Here is a 20,528-nt window from a genome sequence, read left to right as displayed (position 1 = left end):
AAGTCAAGGATAAGCCAACCCGGGCGTTTACTTGTGATTTATCTTTTATTAATGTGTTATTTAGACATGCTCATGGCAAATCTTACCAAGTACAATATCAGTAATATGATGAAATAAGGAAAATGATGCTGGCAAATGAACTTTACCTTGAATTCAAGACAAATTGGGGATTCCAATCACAAAGCTGCTGAAGCAGGCTTAAGGTGTAGATCGGCATTAGCGAGTAAATCCGAAGCCTATGTTATACTAATTCAGGAGGTGGATTTGTTAAACAAATTCAATCTGCCAAGGCAATAAGCAATTGTTCGTACTCATCGTGTATTAATACTGGCCTGTCGATAATAAAACCAGTGTGCAAGCTTCAACAGGCTCTATCCCATTCTCTTTCAATAACTCCTCCAACTTATCGTTCTCTGTACCCGGATTAAAAATCACTCGCTTTGGGTTAGTCTGCAAAATATAATCATGATACTGATCCTGAAGATCCGGACCTATATATAGAGTGATGCTATGGATACCCTCATGTATCGTCTCAGGCTTCTCAATCTCCACTCCGGCCACTTCGCCCTTTTTTATGCCGACGTTAACAATATCATGCCCTTTAGATTTCAGCATTTGAGCTGCTTTATACGCATAACGGGTCGTATTTGTTGTCGCTCCAATAATAAGTGTCTTTTTCATCCCTTACTTTATATATAGTATCAATAATAACAAATAAATGCCAAAGGTGTTTACTGATACTTTAAAACAGCATTCGCGCAATTTATTCCATCAATCGCAGCAGATACAATTCCACCGGCGTACCCCGCCCCTTCTGCGCATGGATATAATCCTGAAACAGTAGGATGCTGAAAGGTTTCTTTATCACGTGGGATGCGCACAGGTGATGAACTCCTGCTTTCTACCCCTACCAAAATCGCTTCATTTGTATAATAGCCCTTCATCTTTTTGCCAAATATGGGCAAGGCGCTTTTTAAACTGGAGGCCACAAAGCCAGGAAGCATCTCATCAAGCAGAGCGCTTTTGGTCCCCGGCAAGTAAGAGTTTGTAGGGAGATCAGAAGATAACCTTCTTTCTACGAAATCAACCATCCTTTGTCCGGGTGCCACCAAATCTCCCCCTCCATGCTGAAAAGCACGTTTCTCAATTTCCGACTGAAAGTTCATCATCCTCAGCGGATGTTCACCCTTTACGTCATCAAGAGTGATTTGTACGACAGTGCCTGAATTCGCAAAAGGGTTATTTCTTTTAGAGGGCGACCATCCATTGACGACAATCTCGTTCTCATAAGTGGCACAAGGAGCAATAATCCCACCTGGACACATGCAAAATGAAAATACGCCCCGCTGGCCTACTTGCTCTACTAAGCTATAATAGGCAGGCGGTAAGAATTTACTTCTACTATCGCAATGGTACTGCGCAGCGTCAATAACTGATTGTGGATGCTCAATGCGAACACCTAATGCAAAAGGTTTAGCTTCTACTAAAATACCTTTGTGGTGTAACAACTCGTATATATCTCTAGCAGAGTGCCCGGTTGCCAGAATCACTGCATTCGCTTCTAAGAGATCACCTCCATTAACCACAACTCCAGTAATTTTACCAAATTGTATTTTAAAATCTGTTACCTTCTGATTGAAACAGACCTCTCCGCCGGCGTTCTCAATAGTTTCGCGAATACTTGTTATAATTTGAGGAAGCTTATTAGTACCTATATGCGGACGTGCATCTACGCCGATATCAGCATTAGCACCATGCTGTATAAAAATCTGCAAAACCTTATTAATGTCTCCTCGTTTATTAGATCTGGTGTAAAGCTTGCCGTCAGAATAGGTTCCCGCGCCCCCTTCTCCATAACAATAATTGGATTCCGTATTAACAAGACCATCCTTATTTATTGTTGCAAGATCTCTTCTACGTTGCTTTACATCTTTTCCACGTTCTAGAACAATCGGCTTTAAACCATTTTCAATACATTGCAAAGCGGCAAACAGCCCGGCCGGACCAGCGCCAACTATGATGACGCGTTTGGCATTGGCTACATTTGAATACAGGAATTTTGATGGTTCTTCAGGAGGGATTTCATCAATAAAAACCTTGAGCTGCATGCGGTAAATCACTTTTCTGGAGCGTGCATCAATAGAGCGCTTCATAACTCTAAATCCGCCAATTTTGGTAATCTGAACATTTAAGGCAATGGCAATATGCTCTCTAATCTTATCCTGTAGCTCCAGCTCCTCCGGAGCGATGACTATTTCAATGTCTTTTTGCATAAATAGGTCAGGTTTTTATCCCGAATATTGCAAATATACAAATCTTAACAATGACATTAAATCGACAGCTTATACTAGATATTGTTAAGTATTACACCTTTTTCATACCTCACAGATTAAATGGTGTCTCTTGTAGTAGAAATAGGGACGCACGGACTGTGCAATGGAAACTCTCTCTGCGCGTGTCAGTTTGTCGTTTGGCCAGTAACACATCGTCACAAAAATCTGACATTACCTGGTGTTTGTCAGCTTTTTGTTTTGAAATGTAACAAAGGAACGTTAATTGAGTTCTAACAGTTAGATTGTAAATGTTATAAACGAAAACAGCCCGAAAGGGTTATGTACTTAACAAAAAAGAGAAAATATGAAAAAGGTAGTTTTATTGGTAGTCGGAGTTTTAGTCCTGCTGGTTGCTGTGAGTGGCTGTGGTTACAACAGTTTAGTTACACTGGATGAAGGTGTTAAAACTAAATGGGCACAGGTTGAAACCAATTATCAGCGCCGCTCAGATCTTATTCCGAATCTGGTGAGTACTGTTAAAGGTGCTGCTAAGTTTGAACAAACCACTTTAACTCAGGTTATTGAAGCACGTTCTAAAGCGAGTCAGATTACTATTGATCCTGATAAGTTAACGGAGGAAAACATGCAAAAATACCAGGCGGCACAAGGCCAGTTGAGCCAGGCATTAGGTAAATTGATGGTGTTAACGGAAAACTATCCGGAACTGAAAGCTACGCAGCAGTTTAGTGAATTATCTGCCCAGCTGGAAAGTACAGAAAACAGAATAGCTGTATCAAGGAAAGATTTCAATGAGGCCGTACAAACCTACAATACTAAGGTAAGGTCATTTCCCAATAATTTAACTGCAGGCTTATTTGGTTTTAGTCAGAAAGCTGCATATAAAGCCGATGCCGGCGCGCAAAATGCCCCTAAAGTCGAGTTTTAATTTAATTTCATCGAAGGTAATGGGCGTTTAAGAAATTAAACAACCATTACCTTTTACTTTTATATACAAAATTACTATGGGTATATTCACTGAAGAGCAACAAGAACAAATCTCAAATGCTATTGCTGAAGCAGAAAAAGCCACTTCCGGAGAAATTAGAATCGCAATAGATAAACATTGTGAAGGTGATGCAATTGAAAAGGCTACTGCCCACTTTAGCAAACTTGGTATGGCTCAGACTTCCCGCCATAACGGCGTATTAATCTATCTTGCGCATGCTGATCATAAGTTCGCAATCATTGGTGATAGCGGCATAAACAAACTGGTTCCGGCAGATTTCTGGGAGACCACTAAAGTGGCCATGCAAGCGCATTTTGCTTCTGGAAACTTGGTTCAGGGTATTATTGCAGGAATTATGTTAGCGGGTGAAAAGCTTGCTACCTTTTATCCTTTTGAACAGGGGGATATAAATGAGCTTCCAAATGAGATAGTTTTCATGGATCAGATAAAAACTCAGTAGGCATGAGAATACTTTTTATAGCGCTTTTTCTACTCCTTAATTCCTCTAACAGCTTCACACAAGAATTGCCTGCAAAGCCTGTTACGCTTGTGAATGATTATACCAATACCCTTTCAGCTATCCAAAAGCAGCAATTAGAGCAAAAACTTGTCGCTTTTGATGACTCCAGTTCGACGCAGATTGCGATTGCAATTGTAAAAACTGTTGGCGATTATGATATCAACGAATATGCATTAGAACTTGGTCGTAAATGGGGAGTCGGCGGTGCTGAAAAGAACAACGGTATAATGATTGTCGTTGCACTGGGCGACCGTAAGGTGTCTATCCAAACTGGTTATGGAGTCGAAGGTGCGTTACCCGACATCTATGCTAAAAGGATCATTGAAACTGATTTAAAGCCCAATTTTAAGACGGGAAACTATTACGAAGGCTTAGATGAAGGCACTACTTCCATTATAAAATATACCCGGGGAGAATATAAGAACGATGCGCCGAAGTCCAAAAAAGAAAAAGGTGGAGGCATTGGCTCTATCATCATCTTACTTGTCATTATCGTTGCAATTGTCGCGTTTATCAAACGAGGTGGCGGCGGCGGTGGCGGAAGCCAGATAATTGGTGGTCGCGGTGTATCTGGTGCCCTTTTTTGGGGTATGCTTTTAGGTGGAAGTGGCAGAAGCTCTGGCGGTGGCTGGGGTGGTGGCGGCGGAAGCGGTGGAGGTGGATTTGGCGGCTTCGGTGGAGGCAGTTTTGGTGGTGGCGGTAGTAGCGGAAGCTGGTAGTCCTAGATATAATTAGATGGAAGTAATTAAATGGAAGACAGTTTCTTCTAAGTACCTCGTTAGAGAAAAGTGGGCGACATTACGTGTTGATGTTGTAGATCTTCAAAACGGTCAGGTTAAGGACGATTATTATGTGCTAGAATACCCAAATTGGGTATGTGCCGTGGCCTTAACGCAAGACAACAAAATAATTATGGTTCGTCAGTACCGACATTCTGGTAATATTATTTCATTAGAAATACCGGGTGGGGTGATTGATGGAGATGAAAAACCTGAGGACGCCATCAAACGTGAAATGCTGGAAGAGACTGGTTATTCGTTTGAAAGTGCAGAGCTGTTGGCCACTAATTATCCCAATCCTGCTACCTCAAACAATGTAACTTATACGTATTTGTTAAAAGGAGGAGTTAAAACCCATGAGCAACATCTTGATGAGCATGAAGTTTTAACCGTAGAAGAATATACTATCGATGAGGTAAAGCAGCTAATTAAAGACAACAAAATTGCCCAATCAATCCATTGCACCGGACTAATGTACGGCCTTATGAGGATTGGAGCATTAGTTTAGCTCATTTTAAGTTTTTTCTGGATATCGTGAACGTATCCTTTGAATTTTTTATCCGTATCAATAAGGTCTTCAACCGTTTGACAAGCATAAATTACTGTTGAATGGTCTCTTCCTCCGAAGAAAGCACCGATAGTTTTAAGAGAAGATTTAGTGTGGCTTTTGGAAAGGTACATTGAGATCTGACGGGCCTGTACAATCTCACGTTTACGTGTTTGAGACTTAACCATGTCAACCGGCACTTCAAAATAATCACAGACTAGTTTCTGGATGAATTCCATTGAGATTTCTTTTGTCGTGTTCTTAATGAAGTTCTTTAACATTTGCTTTGCAAGAGCAAGATCTATGTCTTTTTTGTTCAGTGTAGACTGTGCAAGTAAAGAAACCATGGCACCTTCTAATTCCCGAACGTTGTTGTCAATGTTGTGAGCAACATATTCAACAACTTCCGCGGGAAGTTCAATTCCATCTGCATACATTTTCTTCCTTAAGATCGCAATTCTCGTTTCAAGGTCAGGAATCTGAAGATCAGCTGAAAGGCCCCATTTGAAACGGCTTAGCAATCTTTCCTCTAAACCTGCTAAATCTTTAGGAGCTTTATCAGATGATAGGATCACCTGTTTACCGGATTGATGAAGGTGGTTAAAAATATGGAAGAATATATCTTGTGTCTTCTCTTTTCCTGCGAAATTGTGCACGTCATCCATGATGATGACATCCATTGCCTGGTAAAAGTTGACAAAATCATTAATAGTATTGTTCTTTAATGAGTCAACAAACTGCTGGCAGAACTTCTCACATGATACATAAATGACCAGTTTATCGGGCATGTTACGTTTAATCTCATTACCTATTGCCTGAGCCAGGTGAGTTTTGCCTAAGCCTACCCCTCCATAGATCATCAACGGGTTGAAAGAAGTGCCTCCTGGCTTTGCCGCAACAGCGTAACCAGCAGATCTTGCTAAACGGTTGCAATCTCCTTCAATATAGTTATCGAAAGTATAATTGGAGTTAAGCTGAGGATCTACATTCAGCTTTTTTAATCCTGGTATAATGAAAGGATTCCTAATGTCCTTATTGATCGAAACAGGGATAGGCATGGATTGAATCTTTGCTTCTGCTCCATTTCCATTACTCGGCATGTTAGTAGTATAGGGAGAACCGGTGTTGGATGATTTGTCTACAACTATGTTGTATTCTAATCTACCTTCGTCTCCAAGTTGCTTTTTTACTGTTTTACGTAACAGGCCAACATAGTGTTCTTCCAACCATTCATAAAAGAATAAACTTGGAACCTGGATGGTCAAAACCTTACCTTCCAATTTCAGGGCTGATATCGGTTCGAACCAGGTTTTGAAACTTTGGTTCGGAATGTTATCTTTTATGATTTGGAGACAGTTCTTCCATACTTCGGTACAAGTTTTTTCCATTGCAATTCTATAATTTGTTGGTTTACAGTTACGATACGAGCACTTAAAACTGGCTGTTTCGAGAGATCAAATATTCAGAAAATTATCAACATATCGAACATAAATTTCATCTAATTCGTAAGTGCTTAAACAACAATACCATATCATGCTTAACCTAAATTTATTGTGTTGATAACTATTTTTTAATTCAATTTGAGTGCTCCCCAAAAACCTCCCGGAACACATTTGCGATCTCGCCAAGTGTAGCATATGCTTCTACTGCAACTAGTATGCCATGCATTAGATTTTCAGAACCTAGCGCTGATAGTTTTAGATTAGTTAACGCTTGTCGAACGGCATAATCATCCCTTTCAGCCTTAAGCAACGCGATTTTATCAGATTGTGCTACCCTTATGGCATCATCTACTCTAAAACCTTCAGTACTATTAGATTCTTCCTGGAAAAAGCGGTTGACACCCACTATTACCCGGCTGCCCTCCTCAACCTCTAGTTGGTACTGATAAGAAGCCGCCGCAATTTCGTTTTGCACATAGTTGTTTTCAATGGCATTAACCGCACCTCCCATAGCGTCAATTTTATCAATATATAGCTGTGCCGCACGCTCTATTTCATTGGTCAGTTCCTCAATAAAAAAAGAGCCTCCAAGAGGGTCCACTGTTGCGGTAACTCCGGTTTCAAAAGCGATGATTTGCTGTGTTCGTAAAGCGACCTTTGCGGCAGCTTCAGTAGGCAAAGACAAGGCCTCGTCGTAGCCATTCGTATGCAAAGATTGGGTTCCTCCTAGTACTGCAGCCATCGCCTGATTGGTTACGCGGACGACATTATTCAGAGGCTGCTGTGCTGTTAAAGTTGAGCCGCCGGTTTGCGTATGAAACCGCAGCATCTGGGCCTTTTCGTCTGTTGCACCAAGGGACTTAGTAATATTAGCCCACATCCTTCTGGCGGCTCTAAACTTCGCTATCTCTTCAAAAAAGTCATTGTGGCAGTTAAAGAAAAAAGACAAGCGCTTGGCGAATATATTAATGTCAAGCCCTTTTTCAAGTGCGGCAGCCAGATAGGCCTTTCCATTTGCCATGGTAAATGCAAGTTCCTGTACAGCCGTACTTCCTGCTTCCCTTATGTGATAGCCTGAAATAGATATGGTATTCCATTTTGGGACTTCCTGGCTACAGTACTCGAAAATATCAGTGATGATGCGCATCGACGCCTTGGGGGGATATATATAGGTACCTCTGGCGGCATATTCCTTCAATATATCATTTTGGATAGTTCCCGAGATCTGTCTGATGTCAGCCCCTTGTTTTTTCGCCAAAGCAATATACATAGCCAGCAAAATGGAAGCCGTAGCGTTAATGGTCATTGAAGTGGTGATCTTTTGCAACTCTATCCCATCAAAAAGCAGTTCCATATCCTTTAATGAGTCAATCGCTACACCCACCTTACCAACTTCGCCATCAGACATCTCATGATCAGAGTCGTACCCTATTTGCGTAGGAAGATCAAATGCGACCGACAAACCTGTAGTACCTTGTGCTAGTAGATAATGGTAGCGCTTGTTAGATTCTTCCGCTGTTGAAAAGCCGGCATACTGCCGCATCGTCCACAACCGCCCTCTGTACATATCCTTTTGAATCCCCCTTGTGAAAGGAAATACGCCGGGACCCTCATCCAGAGAAATGGATGAACAGTAAACTTCTTTAACCTCCAGGCCTGAAGTTGTAGTAAACTTATTTTTTAATTTAGGACTGCTCGTAGATTCCATTTTTTATAAGCTTTAAGGTTAAATCGTACGGATTATCTTGCATGGTAGCCATATGCTGTAACACCCTTTTACTTAAATCCACTCCGGAAGCTTCGGGAGGAAGCCCTTTAGCCCCATTTCCTACCATTGCAATGGTATCGTCCTTAAGCTTCTTAATTACGTTCCAAATCGAATCATTCACATAAAGCTGCTGTGTTATGTTATGCTGATACTCAGAGTTGATCTCATTGATTACTAATGATTGTAGATCTGATACGCTAATTCCCTGTTGATGCAGTCTGATTAACACATTTGAGGGATTGATGCGTTCAACAAACACAATCATGCGCTCATGTGCCTGAAGTCTCAATGGCAACAGTGGGTCACTTACATTAGACCCTTGTTGAGCAAACTTTAAGTCCAGGTATTTATCAAACTCTTGTCTGAACAAATAATGAATGTAAGTAATAATAACAATTGCTGGAATTATAAAAATAGCAACTTGAAATAAAAAAGCAGATAGGTACATTTGAAATTGTTTATTTACGGTAATAATTAAAGGGTCACCTGAACAAAAATGTACAAATTATTTATCTTTATACCGGAAATCATTTTTTCAGTAGTTGAAGAGATATATATTTATAAGCTATGAGTAATACAGTTGAAACAGCATTTGCACCAGTGGTATTTACCGAAGGTGCGGTTAAAGAACTTCTTAAGTTAAAAGACCAGCAGGAGATCTCTGAAGACTTTGGTTTACGTGTTGGTGTTGACGGTGGTGGGTGTTCAGGAATGAGCTATGTACTCGGTTTTGATCAAAAGAAAGATGGGGATCAGGAGTTTTATATTGATGGAATTAAGGTATTCATGAATAAAGCTCACCAGATGTACCTTTTAGGGATGCAAGTAGATTGGCAAGATGGCTTAAACTCCAGAGGCTTCACTTTCAGCAACCCCAATGCAGCGAGTACTTGCGGTTGCGGTACCAGCTTTGCCGTTTAATCAGTAATCATTGTAACATTATAACTAGTCCCGCTGTCTTAACAGCGGGACTTTTTACTTTTATAGACCACAAGATTTTACTCAACAACAATGACCTATACCGAAAACGCCAAACTAGCCATACAATCCATAAAAAGTAATAGGTTACGGACAATGTTAACTGCATTGATCATCGCCATTGGATTGTCGGCCTTAGTAGGCATATTAACCACGCTTGATGCTGTAAAAAAGAGTATGACTGAAGCATTCTCAAGTATGGGAGCTAACTCGTTTACCATTAGAAACAGAGGTATTGGTATCAGAATTGGAGGAGGCGGACAACGACCAAAACCTTTCAGGTCGATTAGATATGAAGACGCGATTAACTTTAAGGAGCGCTTAGTAGCCCCTGCGACTGTTGCTATCAGTGTCAATGCAAGCGGAGGCGCTACGGCTAAATACGATGCCGAAAAGACAAACCCCAATATAAACATCATGGGAATTGATGAGAATGGATTGAATTCTCAGGGTTTAGAGCTAGGTTTAGGCCGCAATTTTACCTCCGGAGAAGCAGAGAGCGGAAACAATCTTTGTATCATCGGAAGTGAGATCAGCACTAAGTTATTTAAAGACGGATCTCCTTTAGAGAAGATCATAAATGTGGGTAATCATCGGCTAAAGGTTATTGGAGTTTTAGAATCAAAAGGTCAAAGTATGGGCTTTAGTGGTGATAGAGCAGTTTTTGTGCCTCTTTTAAAGGCCAAGCTAATCAACTCAAATTCAAACCCATCTTATACGATCACGGTAATGGTGGTGAACAACGACCAGATGGATAACGTTATTGGGGAGTCTACCGGGGAGTTCAGGAAAATAAGAAAAGTTAAGATCGCAGAGCCAAATAATTTTGAGATCATCAAAAGTGATGCTGTCGCACAAACGTTATTTGAAAATCTGAAGTACATCGTAATGGGCGGGATCGCCATTGGTGGGATAACTCTAATCGGTGCCTCAATTGGTCTGATGAACATTATGCTTGTATCGGTTACAGAAAGGACACGCGAAATAGGCATCAGAAAAGCTATTGGAGCCAATCCTGCAGTGATAAGGAAGCAGTTTTTAATGGAGGCCGTAATGATTTGTCTTATGGGTGGGGCTTTTGGGATATTTCTTGGAATAGCAATCGGCAATTTAATATCATTCTCCATGGGCGGGTCGTTCCTTATCCCTTGGGAATGGATCTCTGGTGGCTTTGCGCTTTGTGTTCTGGTCGGCATCGCCTCAGGATACTACCCCGCAAAAAAAGCCTCAAAACTAGATCCAGTTGAGGCTTTAAGATATGAATAGAAACGCTTAGTCGAAACTATCTTTCCTGATATTGATTGCTGTAATAGGCCTGATAATTACCTGAAGTGACATCTGTTAACCAGGTTTCGTTTCTTAGGTACCACTCGACGGTTTTCTCTAAACCTTCTTCAAACTGCAGACTCGGTACCCAATCCAACTCTTTCTGAAGCTTTGTAGAGTCAATGGCATATCGCAAATCATGACCTGCTCTATCCGTTACGAATGTGATTAATTTGGCGGATTCACCTTCTGCCCTATTTAACTTTTTATCCATGATCTTACATAAAAGATGGATGAGGTCTATATTTTTCCACTCATTGTGCCCACCAATATTATAGGTCTGGCCAGTTTTTGCATTGTGGAAGATCACATCAATCGCTCTTGCATGATCTTCTACCCATAACCAATCACGAACATTTTCTCCTTTACCATATACGGGTACAGGCTTGCGATTTTTTATATTGTTTATGGCAAGTGGAATTAGTTTCTCCGGAAAGTGATGGGATCCATAATTGTTTGAACAATTGGAGATCACTACATCGATACCGTAAGTATCATGATAAGCTCTTACAAAGTGATCTGATGATGCTTTTGATGCAGAATAAGGACTATGAGGGTCATAACCTGTCGTTTCTGTGAACATTCCAGTTTCTCCTAAAGCTCCATATACTTCATCAGTTGAAACATGATAGAAGCGCTTTTTATCATAATCACCCTTCCAATACTCTCTTGCAGCATTTAGAAGATTAACAGTACCAATGACATTTGTGATAACAAAGGCTGTAGGATCAGTTATTGACCTATCAACATGTGATTCTGCGGCAAGGTGGATGACCGCATCGAAGTTCTCAGTTTTAAATAATTGATTTATTTCTGATGCATCAGTAATGTCCGCTTTTACGAACCTATAATTAGGCTTGTTTTCTATATCAGTCAGGTTAGCCAGGTTTCCCGCATAAGTAAGCTTATCAAGATTAACTATTTGACAGTCCGGATAGTTATTCACAAATCTTCTGACAACATGGGAACCAATAAAGCCGGCTCCGCCTGTGATTAATATTTTTTTCATAAGCTTATAATTCTTTTGTCACCCCTAAATCCGTTGCAATACCTGCGGTTTTATGAGTATATGTTTTTTTTAAGATACTATTCATTTGATCCTTCATGTCAAACTGGACGTCTTCGTGTAGTTTTTTATACTTATTTAGTAAAGCAATTACCGCCTTTACATAGTATATGAAAAGCTTCTCATTGAATTTATACATTGCAGTAAAAATGCCATCGTTAAAATCAATAGGTACGTTGGCTAACAAATGAATTCTCAACTCAATTTCAGTCATAGTATCTTTAGTAACCCTCTGATGGTGACTTATGCTTCCACTCAGCTTTCTCAATCTTAAAAGCGTATCCTTTGATGACGCTCTGTGCGCTGACTTCAACTCTCCTAAGCCTTCATCGATAGTATCCAACAAGTTTTGGTACCTTAAAGCAAGATCCTCCTCGCTTTCAAGTAACATGAAATGAAGGTGTTCAGTCAGCACCCTATCCTTTGCAATAAGTCTGAGCAGCAACTTATCCTTCTCCTTTTCTGGCAGGGATTTAATCTCGATTTTTAGGTCTTTGTGCTCAGCTAAACGCATTAAAACGGATTATCCTTCAAATACTTCTCCCAATTCCATGCAGAAAGCATCATCTCTTCGAGGCCAAGTTCAGCTTTCCAACCCAACACCTCTGCAGATTTTGTCACATCACCCCAAACCTTTTCTACATCGCCACTTCTTCTAGGGCCAATAGCATAATTGAGCTTCTCGCCGGTTGACTGTTCAAAAGCATTAATGATTTGTAGAACCGTTGATCCAGTCCCGGTTCCAAGATTAAAGACTTCGTAGTTGGAGTCTGCAGTTTCAGCTTCCAAACGTTTAATAGCTGCAACATGGGCCTTCGCTAAATCTACTACGTGAATATAGTCTCTTACAGCACTGCCATCAGCAGTATCGTAGTCGTTTCCAAACACAGTAATTTGTCCACGCTTACCAATAGCCGACTGCGTGATAAATGGCACAAGGTTTTGAGGAACACCAATAGGTAATTCGCCAATAAGAGCCGTGTTATGCGCTCCTACCGGATTGAAATAGCGAAGAGAAATTACGTGCAAAGATGGAGTAACAGCACAAGTTTCCTGTAGAATCTCTTCTGCAATCTGCTTAGTATTCCCGTAAGGAGATTCTGCTTTCTTTGTTGGTGCAACTTCAGTTACAGGCAACACATCCGGCTGGCCATAGACCGTGCAGGAAGACGAGAAGACCAGGTTTAATGAACGTTTATAAGCATTGATGATATTGATCAACGAGTAGAAGTTATTCTTATAGTATTCCAGTGGCTTCTGTACTGATTCACCCACAGCTTTGAAAGCGGCGAAATGAATTACACCTATAACATCAGGATGTAAAGCTGCAAAATCATTCACTTCACGCTCATCACAAAGGTCAAGCTCAACGCACTCTGGAACAATTCCAATAATGGCTTCAATCTGCTTAAGTATTTTTGGGCTGGAGTTAGAGAAGTTATCAATGATAACAACCTCATAACCTGAATTGTGCAGTTCAACGACAGTGTGAGAGCCAATAAATCCTGTACCTCCAGTTACTAATATTTTAGCCATTTTTAACGGTTATATGTTGTGAAATCCTTATGGTCCTTGTTTGTCAGGGCTTCAACTGGAAGAGATTTGAAATATTCATAAGTGATTTTTAATCCTTCCGCTCTGCTTACTTTTGGTTCCCAACCTAACAAGGCTTGTGCCTTTGTAATATCTGGTCTTCTTTGTTTTGGATCATCAACAGGTAGATCTCGCAGGACCAATTTCTGTGAAGTGCCAGTTAATTTTATAATCTCTTCTCCAAATTGCCTAATGGTGATCTCATCAGGATTACCGATGTTAACTGGCTGAGCGTAATCGCTCAAAAGCAATCGGTAGATACCTTCAATCAGATCATCAACGTAACAGAAAGAACGGGTTTGCGAACCATCACCAAAAATGGTTAGATCCTCGCCACGCAAGGCCTGACCAATAAAGGCAGGTAATACACGACCGTCATTCAAACGCATTCTAGGACCGTAGGTATTGAAAATTCTTACGATCCTAGTTTCCAGACCGTGGAAAGTATGGTAAGCCATGGTCATGGCTTCCTGGAAACGTTTTGCTTCATCATAAACTCCCCTTGGGCCAACCGGGTTTACATTACCCCAATACTCTTCCGGTTGCGGGTTGACGCTTGGATCACCATATACCTCTGAGGTGGAAGCGATCAGCATCCTGGCACCTTTGTTTTTCGCCAGCCCCAATAGGTTGTGGGTACCTAAAGACCCTACTTTCAAGGTTTGAATTGGGATTTTTAAGTAATCAATCGGACTTGCCGGTGAAGCAAAATGCAAAATGTAATCAAGCGGACCTGATACATACACAAATTTCGATACATCATGATGCGCGAACTCAAAGTTTTCCAATCCGAATAAATGCTCAATGTTTTGCAAATCCCCGGTAATGAGGTTGTCCATTCCGATTACATGGTAACCTTCTTTAATAAACCTATCGCACAAGTGTGAGCCCAGAAAGCCCGCTGCACCTGTTATTAAAACTCTTTTACGCTCCATCAATTTTTATATTTTATAATTGTCTTAAATGGGTATTTCACCCAATAAATCTCATTTTAATTTTATTCAAGTATCTTCGGCTAAGATAATAAATAAACGAACAAAATGCTTTGGCTTTACAATATAGGAATTCATTTGTACGGATTAATTGTTAAGATTTTTTCTCTATTCAACAGTAAAGCAGCACTTTTCGTAAAAGGCAGAGCCAATTTACTAGAAAATGTAAGTAAGACTATTGACCCAAACCAAAAGCACATCTGGTTTCACTTCGCATCTCTTGGGGAATTTGAACAAGGAAGGCCTGTACTTGAAAAGATAAAACAAGCTTACCCTGATAAAGGTGTTATCATCACTTTTTTTTCCCCATCAGGATATGAGATCAGGAAAGATTATCCAGGAGCCGATGGCATATTTTACCTTCCTTTAGATACCTACAATAATGCCCAAAAATTAATTAAAGCTTTTAACCCCGCAATGGCCATTTTTACTAAGTATGAGTACTGGTATCATTACTTTAATACCCTCGCCCAAAAAAAGGTCCCTATATTAATTATTTCAAGCATTTTCAGACCCTCGCAAATATATTTCAAGTGGTATGGAGGCTTGAACCGAAAGATCCTGAGCTATGTTAGCCATTTTTTTGTGCAAAATGAAGAAAGCAGAAATTTACTAAAACAGATAAACTTTACAAATGTCACCGTAAGTGGAGATACGCGTTTTGATCGTGTTGCTGAAAATGCCCAATCACCAAAACAGCTTGAAATTATCAAATCTTTTGCGAAGGGCCGAAAGGTTTTCATTGCTGGTAGCACATGGCCTGCTGATGAACAGCTAATTTCTGAACTTGCAAAGACAAACACGGATTGGAGATTTATTATCGCTCCGCATGAAATTGATCAGAATCACATCTCCAGCATTCAAAAGCTCTTCCCAGATTCGGCTACCTATTCGAATGCCTCTGCAAAAGAAACGCAAATTCTGATTATAGATAATATCGGATTACTCTCTTCTATTTATCAATATGGAGACATCGCCTACATAGGGGGAGGATTTGGAGTTGGCATCCACAATACGCTTGAAGCCGCTGCTTTCGGGATGCCGGTAATTTTTGGTCCAAACTACCAAAGGTTTCAAGAAGCAAAAGATCTGATCAAACTAGGTAGCGCCAAAAGCATTTCCAATATTGAGGAACTTAGGCAGGCCTTTGAAAGTTTAACATCATCTTCTCAAGCCGGTAATATTGCAGGAGAATACGTTAACGAACATAAAGGGTCAACAGAAAAGATTCTTCAATACTTGTCAGGCCGCCTCGAAAGCTAATAGCTTACGCCACTACCATGTCGGCTAACGCTTCGATAAACTTAGGGTTGTCATTCAGGCTTTCTACAAGTTGAACATGTTCACCTCCCAATGCTTTGAACTCTTCCTGGTATTCAACCGTTATTTCATAGAGGGTCTCTAGACAATCAGCAACAAAGGCCGGGCTAAATACCAACAAACGTTTTTTGCCTTCAGCAGCTAATCGCTTCAATACATCAGTGGTATAGGGTTGGACCCAAGGCTCCTTGCCCAGTCTCGATTGAAAACATACTGTATAATTTTCTCTTTCAATTCCTAATTTAGCTGCGATCAGGCTTGCGGTATGGTGTCCCTGTGCAGAATAACAGAACTTATTGGTATCATTAAAATTATCACAGCACCTATCCTTTTTTAAACAGTAATGACCAGTATGGTCACACTTCAAAAGCTGGCGCTCTGGCAGTCCGTGGAAACTAAAAAGTATATGATCGTAACTCTTAGGATTATATTTAATCGCGTTATCGGCAAAAGTTTCGATCATCAATTCGTTGTCGTGAAAAGAGTTTACAAAAGATATAGGAGGCACAGTGGCCCACTTGCTCACAATCTCCATAACACTTTGAATCACCGAACCAGTACTTGCAGAAGCATACTGGGGAAACATTGGAATAACCTTTATACTATCTACCAATCCAGCCTTCATCTTTTCCAGCGCAGAAAGAATAGAAGGATTCTGGTAACGCATAGCAAGCTCAACATGATAGTCGTCACCTAGCTTTTTTTGCAATAAGGCCGTCTGAATTTTGCTATAATATAATAATGGAGAACCGTTTTCATCCCAAATCTCCTTATATAGCTTGGAGGTTTTCGGACTGCGAAACGGAACGATTATCCCTTTAACTAGCAGCGTACGATTGAATGCATTAATATCAATTACCCGCTCATCCATCAAAAACTGATCAAGATATTTCCTTACATCGCTAACTTCAGGACTATCCGGAGTTCCCAAATTCACTAACAATACGCCCTTTTTTCCCATATTTATACTGCGAAATTATGTTTTAAAACCTGTTTTAAATTGCGAGAATCTAATAATTACTTTTTAATGATTGATAAGAAAGGTTTTAACTTCCTCCATTAACCACATCGGGGTTGATGTAGCTCCACAAATCCCAACCTTATCACCAGGACGAAACCAACTGAAGTCTATTTCTTCAATATTAGAAAGGAAATAAGAGTTATCGTTGAATTTCTTGCAAACGTCATACAACACTTTCCCGTTAGAGGATTTCTTGCCAGATACAAATAAGATGACGTTATAGTCCACCACAAATTTCTCCAGATCTGAGTATCGGTTAGAAACCTGGCGGCAAATAGTATCATTTGCTTTAACTTCATAACCTCTGCTTAATAGCTGATCTTTTATGTCGTAAAACTTATCTGTACTCTTAGTGGTCTGACTGTACAAAGTAAACTTAGAAGGCAGGTCCACATGATCAAGTTCCGCGAGGTCCTGAAAAACGATGGCATTACCATTGGTTTGACCTTGTAAACCGATCACTTCCGCGTGACCATGCTTGCCAAAAATAAGAATCTGTTCGTTGTCATCGTAAGAGCTCTTAATTCGATTTTGTAGTTTTAGCACCACTGGGCACGAAGCGTCAATTAATGTCAGATCGTTATTTAGTGCAAGCTCATAAGTTGATGGCGCTTCACCATGAGCTCTAATGAGCACTTTCTCACCATGTAAAAGTTGCAATTGCTCATGATCAATAATCCGAAGCCCTTTGTCTGTAAGCCGTTTGACTTCCTCATCATTATGAACAATATCACCCAGGCAGTATAAATATTCCTCATGATCGAGTATATCTTCTGCCATATCTATGGCGTAGACAACCCCGAAACAGAATCCTGATGCTTTATCTATGGTGACGCTTAAATCGTAATTCATTATAAGTTAGGAACGTTTACAACACAAAACTACATAAAAAGAAGATGATATTAACTTTCCGTATGTATTCCAGAAGTAAACAATTTCCGCAAAGTACCAGCAATTAACAAGCCAGTTAACGCCGCCATTTGCAAAGGATGGAGAATCACATTTACCAAAGGGTTTTGTCTGGTAAGAAAGGAGATCATTATTCTGGTTAAAAATATAAGCCCTAGCGGCAGGGAAATAAATGCAAGTTCGAAGTTTAAAACCAAAACTATCGGTCCTGCAATTAAAAGCAGCAGATAAACTACCACCGTTAGTGGATTTCCATCGAATATTTTGAACAATTCACCAGAAACTTCTTTGACAGCCATTCGCTTATTACTTATAATCATACCGTTCCCAAGCAATGTCTCCACCTTCTTATGGTCTTTTTCTAACTCTGCGGACTCCCCTTTTCTGTTTTTAAAACTAGAGGCGTCGTAAAACACAAACTGTTCACTAGCTATTGCGAACGAAGGTAGGTTCAGTAACCTAACCAGCCGTAATGGGAGCGAATTCAAGATGATAAAATCTGAGATCGGCTGTAGTAATCGATCTTGGAAAGTAGTTAACCTTCTATTAGGTATCAACACGATAAGCTTTAAATCGAAAACTTTTGTTCTATAAACAAGACTGTTTAACAGTCCCTTTTTAATCACCGTATCGGAATCAACGAATAACAAGTACCTCCCATTTGCCAATGCCTCAACGTTGCTTAACTCTTCTTTAGACGCTGCAACTAGTACTTCAACATTCTTGTAATCCTGATCAGCAATGGATTTGAGCAAGTCGTCAGCGCCAGAGGAATAAGCCTGGACTATGATAGACACCTTATCTTCGAACTTTTTGCCGTAATGGCCCAGCTTGGGATTCGATAGAAAATTAAATAGTGTAACACTAAAACGTAAGATTAAAAAAACGAGTACTATGTAGACAAATACAATCATGAAACGGCGTTTTGATGCAGCACCACTTGATGGTAATGTTTATTATATTCGCTTTTAAGGAGCTGCAGACTTACGTACTCCTCCCCTTCCCAGGCCTTAAGCGCTGTACGAAGAAATGGTTTTCTTTTGGAATGGTCCATCAGTGTAGCAGAGAACACAATCTGAAATTTCTTTTTAGACGCATTAATAACCTGCATGATTCCTTTTTCAAAGCTAACGCTAGATATGTGGCTCGAGTATATCTTACCTTGAGGAAAGATAAGGACCAGATTTGCTGGATTATCAAGCAAATTACCTGCATGCGTCAGTGTGTCTAACGTATCTTTTCCTTTTCGCTCAGCCGCAAATGCACCCATATATTTTAAGAATGAATGTTTCAAATAGTCTTCTTCAGATATCAAAACATGGAAGTCCTTCTTGAAAAACCTCTTATTTAAATGGAACATTAGGAGACCATCCCACCAGCTAAAATGATTCGCTAACAGCAAAATCGCCTCGTCATCTTTAATTTCAGGGGAGTTAAAAGTATAGCCTCCAAACCCGCGACTGATGATAAGGCTCAAATACCATGAATATAACTTAAAAATAAAGGTGCTTTTTCGAGACTTGAGCATTCCTCTAAAATGGGAATAATTAGCCTCAAATGCAAAACATCAGCTTAGATTAACCTTGTCCTCTTCACCCTCCACATCCATAACTACATCTACATGTTCTTTTAAAACCGTTGCCATTTGCAATCCCACAAAATCAGTAGCAATTGGAAAAACCTTATGACTTCTATCAACAAGTACCACTGTTCGGATCTTCTTATGAGGTGTATTAATGAATACCCCTAAACCATAAGCGAGCGTCTTACCACTATTTAGAACATCGTCAACAAGAATAATGACCTTATTTCGCCACTGGGATTCATCGAGATCCGTTTGGGCCACCAACTTACTGTTCTTTCTATCCAGTTCAATTTTCAACATCGTGATTCTGATGTCAGAAATATCAGACAGAACATTTTTAAGTCGCAGAGCCAGCTTATAGCCTCTATCCCATATTCCAGCCAACACAATTTCCTTCTCTCCTAAATTATCTTCCAGGATCTGGTAAGCTATTCTGTTGATTTTTTGTTGAATCTGCTGTTTGTTGAGTATCAGTAGTTGCGCTTCAGGCATTGCTTTTAATTGTTTGCTGCAAAAGGAATCATTTTGACAGTGTTAATCAAACTTAGCTAAAAATAATTATTCACTCTCCAAAAAAAATTTATCATTTCCTGCAACGTTTTGTTATGTGCTGCGTCTAATCTTTGCAAACGCCTTAACGCAGGAAATATGGAAAGTCAATTTCGTTTAAAAACCCTTTTTCTTTTACTATTCATATTGCTTTATGTTTTGCCTGCTCAGTCGCAACAGACCAGACTCGTCTCAATTAATAGTTTCCAAAAGGTATCAGTTGCCAGCGGTATTGATCTGTATTTAACCCAGGGCAATACAGAAAGCATTAAGGTTATTGCACATGAAGACTTAATAAACGATGTGATAGTTGAAAAAGCTGGCACCTTATTAAAAATACGATATAAGGATAATATCAGTTGGAGCCGCATTGTGAAAGGCCAGAACATCAAGGCATATGTTACTTTCAAAACATTAACTGCCATTAGCGCTAGTGGGGGCAGTGACATATACGGTCAGAATTCGTTGAAAGCACAGACATTAAATATTGCAGCCTCAGGAGGCTCAGACATTAAACTCAATGTAACAAGTCAGGACCTGGAAGTTAATACCAGTGGAGGCTCCGATGTTGAGCTAAAGGGAAGAGCAATTAATATGACTGTCAATATAAGTGGTGGGAGCGATATCGATGCCCTTGAACTTCTAGTGGACTATGCTAGAGTAACCGCGAGCGGGGGCTCGGACGCTAACGTCAATGTATCAAAAGGATTGGAAGCAAATGCCAGTGGAGGGAGTGATGTGAATTATAAAGGCAATGCTTCCGTTAACAGAACTTCTTCAAGCAAAAGTAGTGATGTGAAAAAGCTAAAGTAAAATTTAGATAATTAGTAGTTAAAAACCTGCCTGGTGGATAC

At 40.1% G+C, this 20,528-nt stretch carries 22 protein-coding genes; 8 read left to right on the top strand and 14 right to left on the bottom strand.

The annotated features are described in order from the left end of the window. Nucleotides 1–321 precede the first annotated feature (321 nt). Nucleotides 322–681, bottom strand: a complete 360-nt coding sequence (locus WKF66_RS05100; protein ID WP_489673319.1) for a CoA-binding protein — start codon at nucleotides 679–681, stop codon at nucleotides 322–324. 50 nt (nucleotides 682–731) lie between these two features. Continuing rightward, on the bottom strand, nucleotides 732–2,273 hold the full coding sequence (locus WKF66_RS05095) for an NAD(P)/FAD-dependent oxidoreductase (protein ID WP_489673318.1): 1,542 nt from the start codon (nucleotides 2,271–2,273) through the stop codon (nucleotides 732–734). A 364-nt stretch (nucleotides 2,274–2,637) separates the two neighbouring features. Here WKF66_RS05095 and WKF66_RS05090 point away from each other — a divergent pair, with 364 nt between their 5' ends. The 4 genes from WKF66_RS05090 (at nucleotide 2,638) to WKF66_RS05075 (ending at nucleotide 5,086) form a co-directional block, all read left to right on the top strand. Further along, nucleotides 2,638–3,219 carry a LemA family protein gene (locus tag WKF66_RS05090; protein ID WP_489673317.1) on the top strand — a complete coding sequence of 194 codons (582 nt, stop codon included), beginning with the start codon at nucleotides 2,638–2,640 and terminating at the stop codon, nucleotides 3,217–3,219. 76 nt (nucleotides 3,220–3,295) lie between these two features. After that, entirely contained in the window at nucleotides 3,296–3,739 is a 444-nt protein-coding gene (locus WKF66_RS05085) for a TPM domain-containing protein (protein WP_489673316.1), read from the top strand. 2 nt (nucleotides 3,740–3,741) lie between these two features. After that, entirely contained in the window at nucleotides 3,742–4,518 is a 777-nt protein-coding gene (locus WKF66_RS05080) for a TPM domain-containing protein (protein WP_489673315.1), read from the top strand. 16 nt (nucleotides 4,519–4,534) lie between these two features. Then, complete coding sequence (locus tag WKF66_RS05075; protein WP_489673314.1) at nucleotides 4,535–5,086, top strand: NUDIX hydrolase; 552 nt, start codon at nucleotides 4,535–4,537, stop codon at nucleotides 5,084–5,086. Here WKF66_RS05075 and dnaA read toward each other — a convergent pair. The 3 genes from dnaA to WKF66_RS05060 form a co-directional block, all read right to left on the bottom strand. Beyond that, nucleotides 5,083–6,513, bottom strand: coding sequence for a chromosomal replication initiator protein DnaA (gene dnaA, locus WKF66_RS05070; RefSeq protein WP_489673313.1), 1,431 nt, complete (start codon nucleotides 6,511–6,513; stop codon nucleotides 5,083–5,085). The two genes, WKF66_RS05075 and dnaA, sit on opposite strands and share 4 nt — an antisense overlap. Before the next feature lie 187 nt (nucleotides 6,514–6,700). Beyond that, nucleotides 6,701–8,275 carry an acyl-CoA mutase large subunit family protein gene (locus tag WKF66_RS05065; protein WP_489673312.1) on the bottom strand — a complete coding sequence of 525 codons (1,575 nt, stop codon included), beginning with the start codon at nucleotides 8,273–8,275 and terminating at the stop codon, nucleotides 6,701–6,703. Then, on the bottom strand, nucleotides 8,253–8,783 hold the full coding sequence (locus WKF66_RS05060; RefSeq protein WP_489673311.1) for a DUF7935 family protein: 531 nt from the start codon (nucleotides 8,781–8,783) through the stop codon (nucleotides 8,253–8,255). Before WKF66_RS05060 ends, WKF66_RS05065 begins: the two co-directional genes overlap by 23 nt. A 119-nt stretch (nucleotides 8,784–8,902) precedes the next feature. Between WKF66_RS05060 and WKF66_RS05055 the strand changes: the two genes are divergently transcribed. Beyond that, entirely contained in the window at nucleotides 8,903–9,256 is a 354-nt protein-coding gene (locus WKF66_RS05055) for a HesB/IscA family protein (RefSeq protein WP_489673310.1), read from the top strand. Nucleotides 9,257–9,346: 90 nt separating this feature from the next. Further along, nucleotides 9,347–10,579: an ABC transporter permease gene (locus tag WKF66_RS05050; RefSeq protein WP_489673309.1), complete on the top strand. Its 1,233-nt coding sequence runs from the start codon at nucleotides 9,347–9,349 to the stop codon at nucleotides 10,577–10,579. Between the two features lie 16 nt (nucleotides 10,580–10,595). Here WKF66_RS05050 and rfbB read toward each other — a convergent pair whose 3' ends face one another. Genes rfbB through WKF66_RS05030 form a run of 4 tightly spaced genes read right to left on the bottom strand, consistent with a single transcriptional unit; the run spans nucleotide 10,596 to nucleotide 14,233 of the window. Continuing rightward, nucleotides 10,596–11,648 carry a dTDP-glucose 4,6-dehydratase gene (gene rfbB / locus WKF66_RS05045; RefSeq protein ID WP_489673308.1) on the bottom strand — a complete coding sequence of 351 codons (1,053 nt, stop codon included), beginning with the start codon at nucleotides 11,646–11,648 and terminating at the stop codon, nucleotides 10,596–10,598. Between the two features lie 4 nt (nucleotides 11,649–11,652). Then, the gene (locus tag WKF66_RS05040; protein WP_489673307.1) at nucleotides 11,653–12,219 is read right to left on the bottom strand and encodes a hypothetical protein; all 567 of its coding nucleotides are present in this window, start codon (nucleotides 12,217–12,219) and stop codon (nucleotides 11,653–11,655) included. Next, nucleotides 12,219–13,241 (bottom strand): UDP-glucose 4-epimerase GalE, encoded by a 1,023-nt coding sequence (gene galE, locus WKF66_RS05035; RefSeq protein WP_489673306.1) that lies wholly within the window; start codon nucleotides 13,239–13,241, stop codon nucleotides 12,219–12,221. The genes WKF66_RS05040 and galE overlap by 1 nt, the downstream gene beginning before the upstream one ends. Before the next feature lie 2 nt (nucleotides 13,242–13,243). Further along, on the bottom strand, nucleotides 13,244–14,233 hold the full coding sequence (locus tag WKF66_RS05030; RefSeq protein WP_489673305.1) for a UDP-glucuronic acid decarboxylase family protein: 990 nt from the start codon (nucleotides 14,231–14,233) through the stop codon (nucleotides 13,244–13,246). Between the two features lie 105 nt (nucleotides 14,234–14,338). On the opposite strand from WKF66_RS05030, the gene WKF66_RS05025 reads away from it, so the two are divergent. Beyond that, a complete protein-coding gene (locus tag WKF66_RS05025) occupies nucleotides 14,339–15,553 on the top strand; it encodes a 3-deoxy-D-manno-octulosonic acid transferase (protein ID WP_489673304.1) in 1,215 nt (404 codons plus the stop codon). Between the two features lie 4 nt (nucleotides 15,554–15,557). On the opposite strand, the gene hemH is transcribed toward WKF66_RS05025, so the two are convergent. The 5 genes from hemH to WKF66_RS05000 form a co-directional block, all read right to left on the bottom strand. Continuing rightward, entirely contained in the window at nucleotides 15,558–16,571 is a 1,014-nt protein-coding gene (gene hemH, locus WKF66_RS05020) for a ferrochelatase (protein WP_489673303.1), read from the bottom strand. Nucleotides 16,572–16,634: 63 nt separating this feature from the next. After that, the gene (locus tag WKF66_RS05015) at nucleotides 16,635–17,483 is read right to left on the bottom strand and encodes a 4-hydroxy-3-methylbut-2-enyl diphosphate reductase (RefSeq protein WP_489673302.1); all 849 of its coding nucleotides are present in this window, start codon (nucleotides 17,481–17,483) and stop codon (nucleotides 16,635–16,637) included. Between the two features lie 50 nt (nucleotides 17,484–17,533). Then, complete coding sequence (locus tag WKF66_RS05010) at nucleotides 17,534–18,454, bottom strand: glycosyltransferase family protein (protein WP_489673301.1); 921 nt, start codon at nucleotides 18,452–18,454, stop codon at nucleotides 17,534–17,536. Then, nucleotides 18,451–19,017, bottom strand: a complete 567-nt coding sequence (locus WKF66_RS05005; RefSeq protein WP_489673300.1) for a 1-acyl-sn-glycerol-3-phosphate acyltransferase — start codon at nucleotides 19,015–19,017, stop codon at nucleotides 18,451–18,453. Before WKF66_RS05005 ends, WKF66_RS05010 begins: the two co-directional genes overlap by 4 nt. Before the next feature lie 90 nt (nucleotides 19,018–19,107). Then, complete coding sequence (locus tag WKF66_RS05000) at nucleotides 19,108–19,617, bottom strand: phosphoribosyltransferase family protein (RefSeq protein ID WP_489673299.1); 510 nt, start codon at nucleotides 19,615–19,617, stop codon at nucleotides 19,108–19,110. 156 nt (nucleotides 19,618–19,773) lie between these two features. On the opposite strand from WKF66_RS05000, the gene WKF66_RS04995 reads away from it, so the two are divergent. After that, nucleotides 19,774–20,487, top strand: a complete 714-nt coding sequence (locus WKF66_RS04995; protein WP_489673298.1) for a head GIN domain-containing protein — start codon at nucleotides 19,774–19,776, stop codon at nucleotides 20,485–20,487. Nucleotides 20,488–20,528: the final 41 nt, after the last annotated feature.

The organism is Pedobacter sp., from assembly GCF_037719805.1.
Taxonomy (GTDB): Bacteria; Bacteroidota; Bacteroidia; order Sphingobacteriales; family Sphingobacteriaceae; genus Pedobacter.
Note: the sequence above shows the minus strand (reverse complement) of the source record. Positions and strands in the feature narration are given on the sequence as shown.

Coding starts and splice junctions, on each gene's coding strand:
- WKF66_RS05080 (WP_489673315.1), top strand. CDS start 3,742: ATGAGAATACTTTTTATAGCGCTTTTTCTACTCCTTAATTCCTCTAAC.
- WKF66_RS05000 (WP_489673299.1), bottom strand. CDS start 19,617: ATGCCTGAAGCGCAACTACTGATACTCAACAAACAGCAGATTCAACAA.
- WKF66_RS05075 (WP_489673314.1), top strand. CDS start 4,535: ATGGAAGTAATTAAATGGAAGACAGTTTCTTCTAAGTACCTCGTTAGA.
- WKF66_RS05100 (WP_489673319.1), bottom strand. CDS start 681: ATGAAAAAGACACTTATTATTGGAGCGACAACAAATACGACCCGTTAT.
- WKF66_RS05030 (WP_489673305.1), bottom strand. CDS start 14,233: ATGGAGCGTAAAAGAGTTTTAATAACAGGTGCAGCGGGCTTTCTGGGC.
- WKF66_RS05055 (WP_489673310.1), top strand. CDS start 8,903: ATGAGTAATACAGTTGAAACAGCATTTGCACCAGTGGTATTTACCGAA.
- hemH (WP_489673303.1), bottom strand. CDS start 16,571: ATGGGAAAAAAGGGCGTATTGTTAGTGAATTTGGGAACTCCGGATAGT.
- galE (WP_489673306.1), bottom strand. CDS start 13,241: ATGGCTAAAATATTAGTAACTGGAGGTACAGGATTTATTGGCTCTCAC.
- WKF66_RS05015 (WP_489673302.1), bottom strand. CDS start 17,483: ATGAATTACGATTTAAGCGTCACCATAGATAAAGCATCAGGATTCTGT.
- WKF66_RS05025 (WP_489673304.1), top strand. CDS start 14,339: ATGCTTTGGCTTTACAATATAGGAATTCATTTGTACGGATTAATTGTT.
- WKF66_RS05085 (WP_489673316.1), top strand. CDS start 3,296: ATGGGTATATTCACTGAAGAGCAACAAGAACAAATCTCAAATGCTATT.
- WKF66_RS04995 (WP_489673298.1), top strand. CDS start 19,774: ATGGAAAGTCAATTTCGTTTAAAAACCCTTTTTCTTTTACTATTCATA.
- WKF66_RS05095 (WP_489673318.1), bottom strand. CDS start 2,273: ATGCAAAAAGACATTGAAATAGTCATCGCTCCGGAGGAGCTGGAGCTA.
- rfbB (WP_489673308.1), bottom strand. CDS start 11,648: ATGAAAAAAATATTAATCACAGGCGGAGCCGGCTTTATTGGTTCCCAT.
- WKF66_RS05010 (WP_489673301.1), bottom strand. CDS start 18,454: ATGATTGTATTTGTCTACATAGTACTCGTTTTTTTAATCTTACGTTTT.
- WKF66_RS05060 (WP_489673311.1), bottom strand. CDS start 8,783: ATGTACCTATCTGCTTTTTTATTTCAAGTTGCTATTTTTATAATTCCA.
- WKF66_RS05050 (WP_489673309.1), top strand. CDS start 9,347: ATGACCTATACCGAAAACGCCAAACTAGCCATACAATCCATAAAAAGT.
- WKF66_RS05090 (WP_489673317.1), top strand. CDS start 2,638: ATGAAAAAGGTAGTTTTATTGGTAGTCGGAGTTTTAGTCCTGCTGGTT.
- WKF66_RS05065 (WP_489673312.1), bottom strand. CDS start 8,275: ATGGAATCTACGAGCAGTCCTAAATTAAAAAATAAGTTTACTACAACT.
- WKF66_RS05040 (WP_489673307.1), bottom strand. CDS start 12,219: ATGCGTTTAGCTGAGCACAAAGACCTAAAAATCGAGATTAAATCCCTG.
- dnaA (WP_489673313.1), bottom strand. CDS start 6,513: ATGGAAAAAACTTGTACCGAAGTATGGAAGAACTGTCTCCAAATCATA.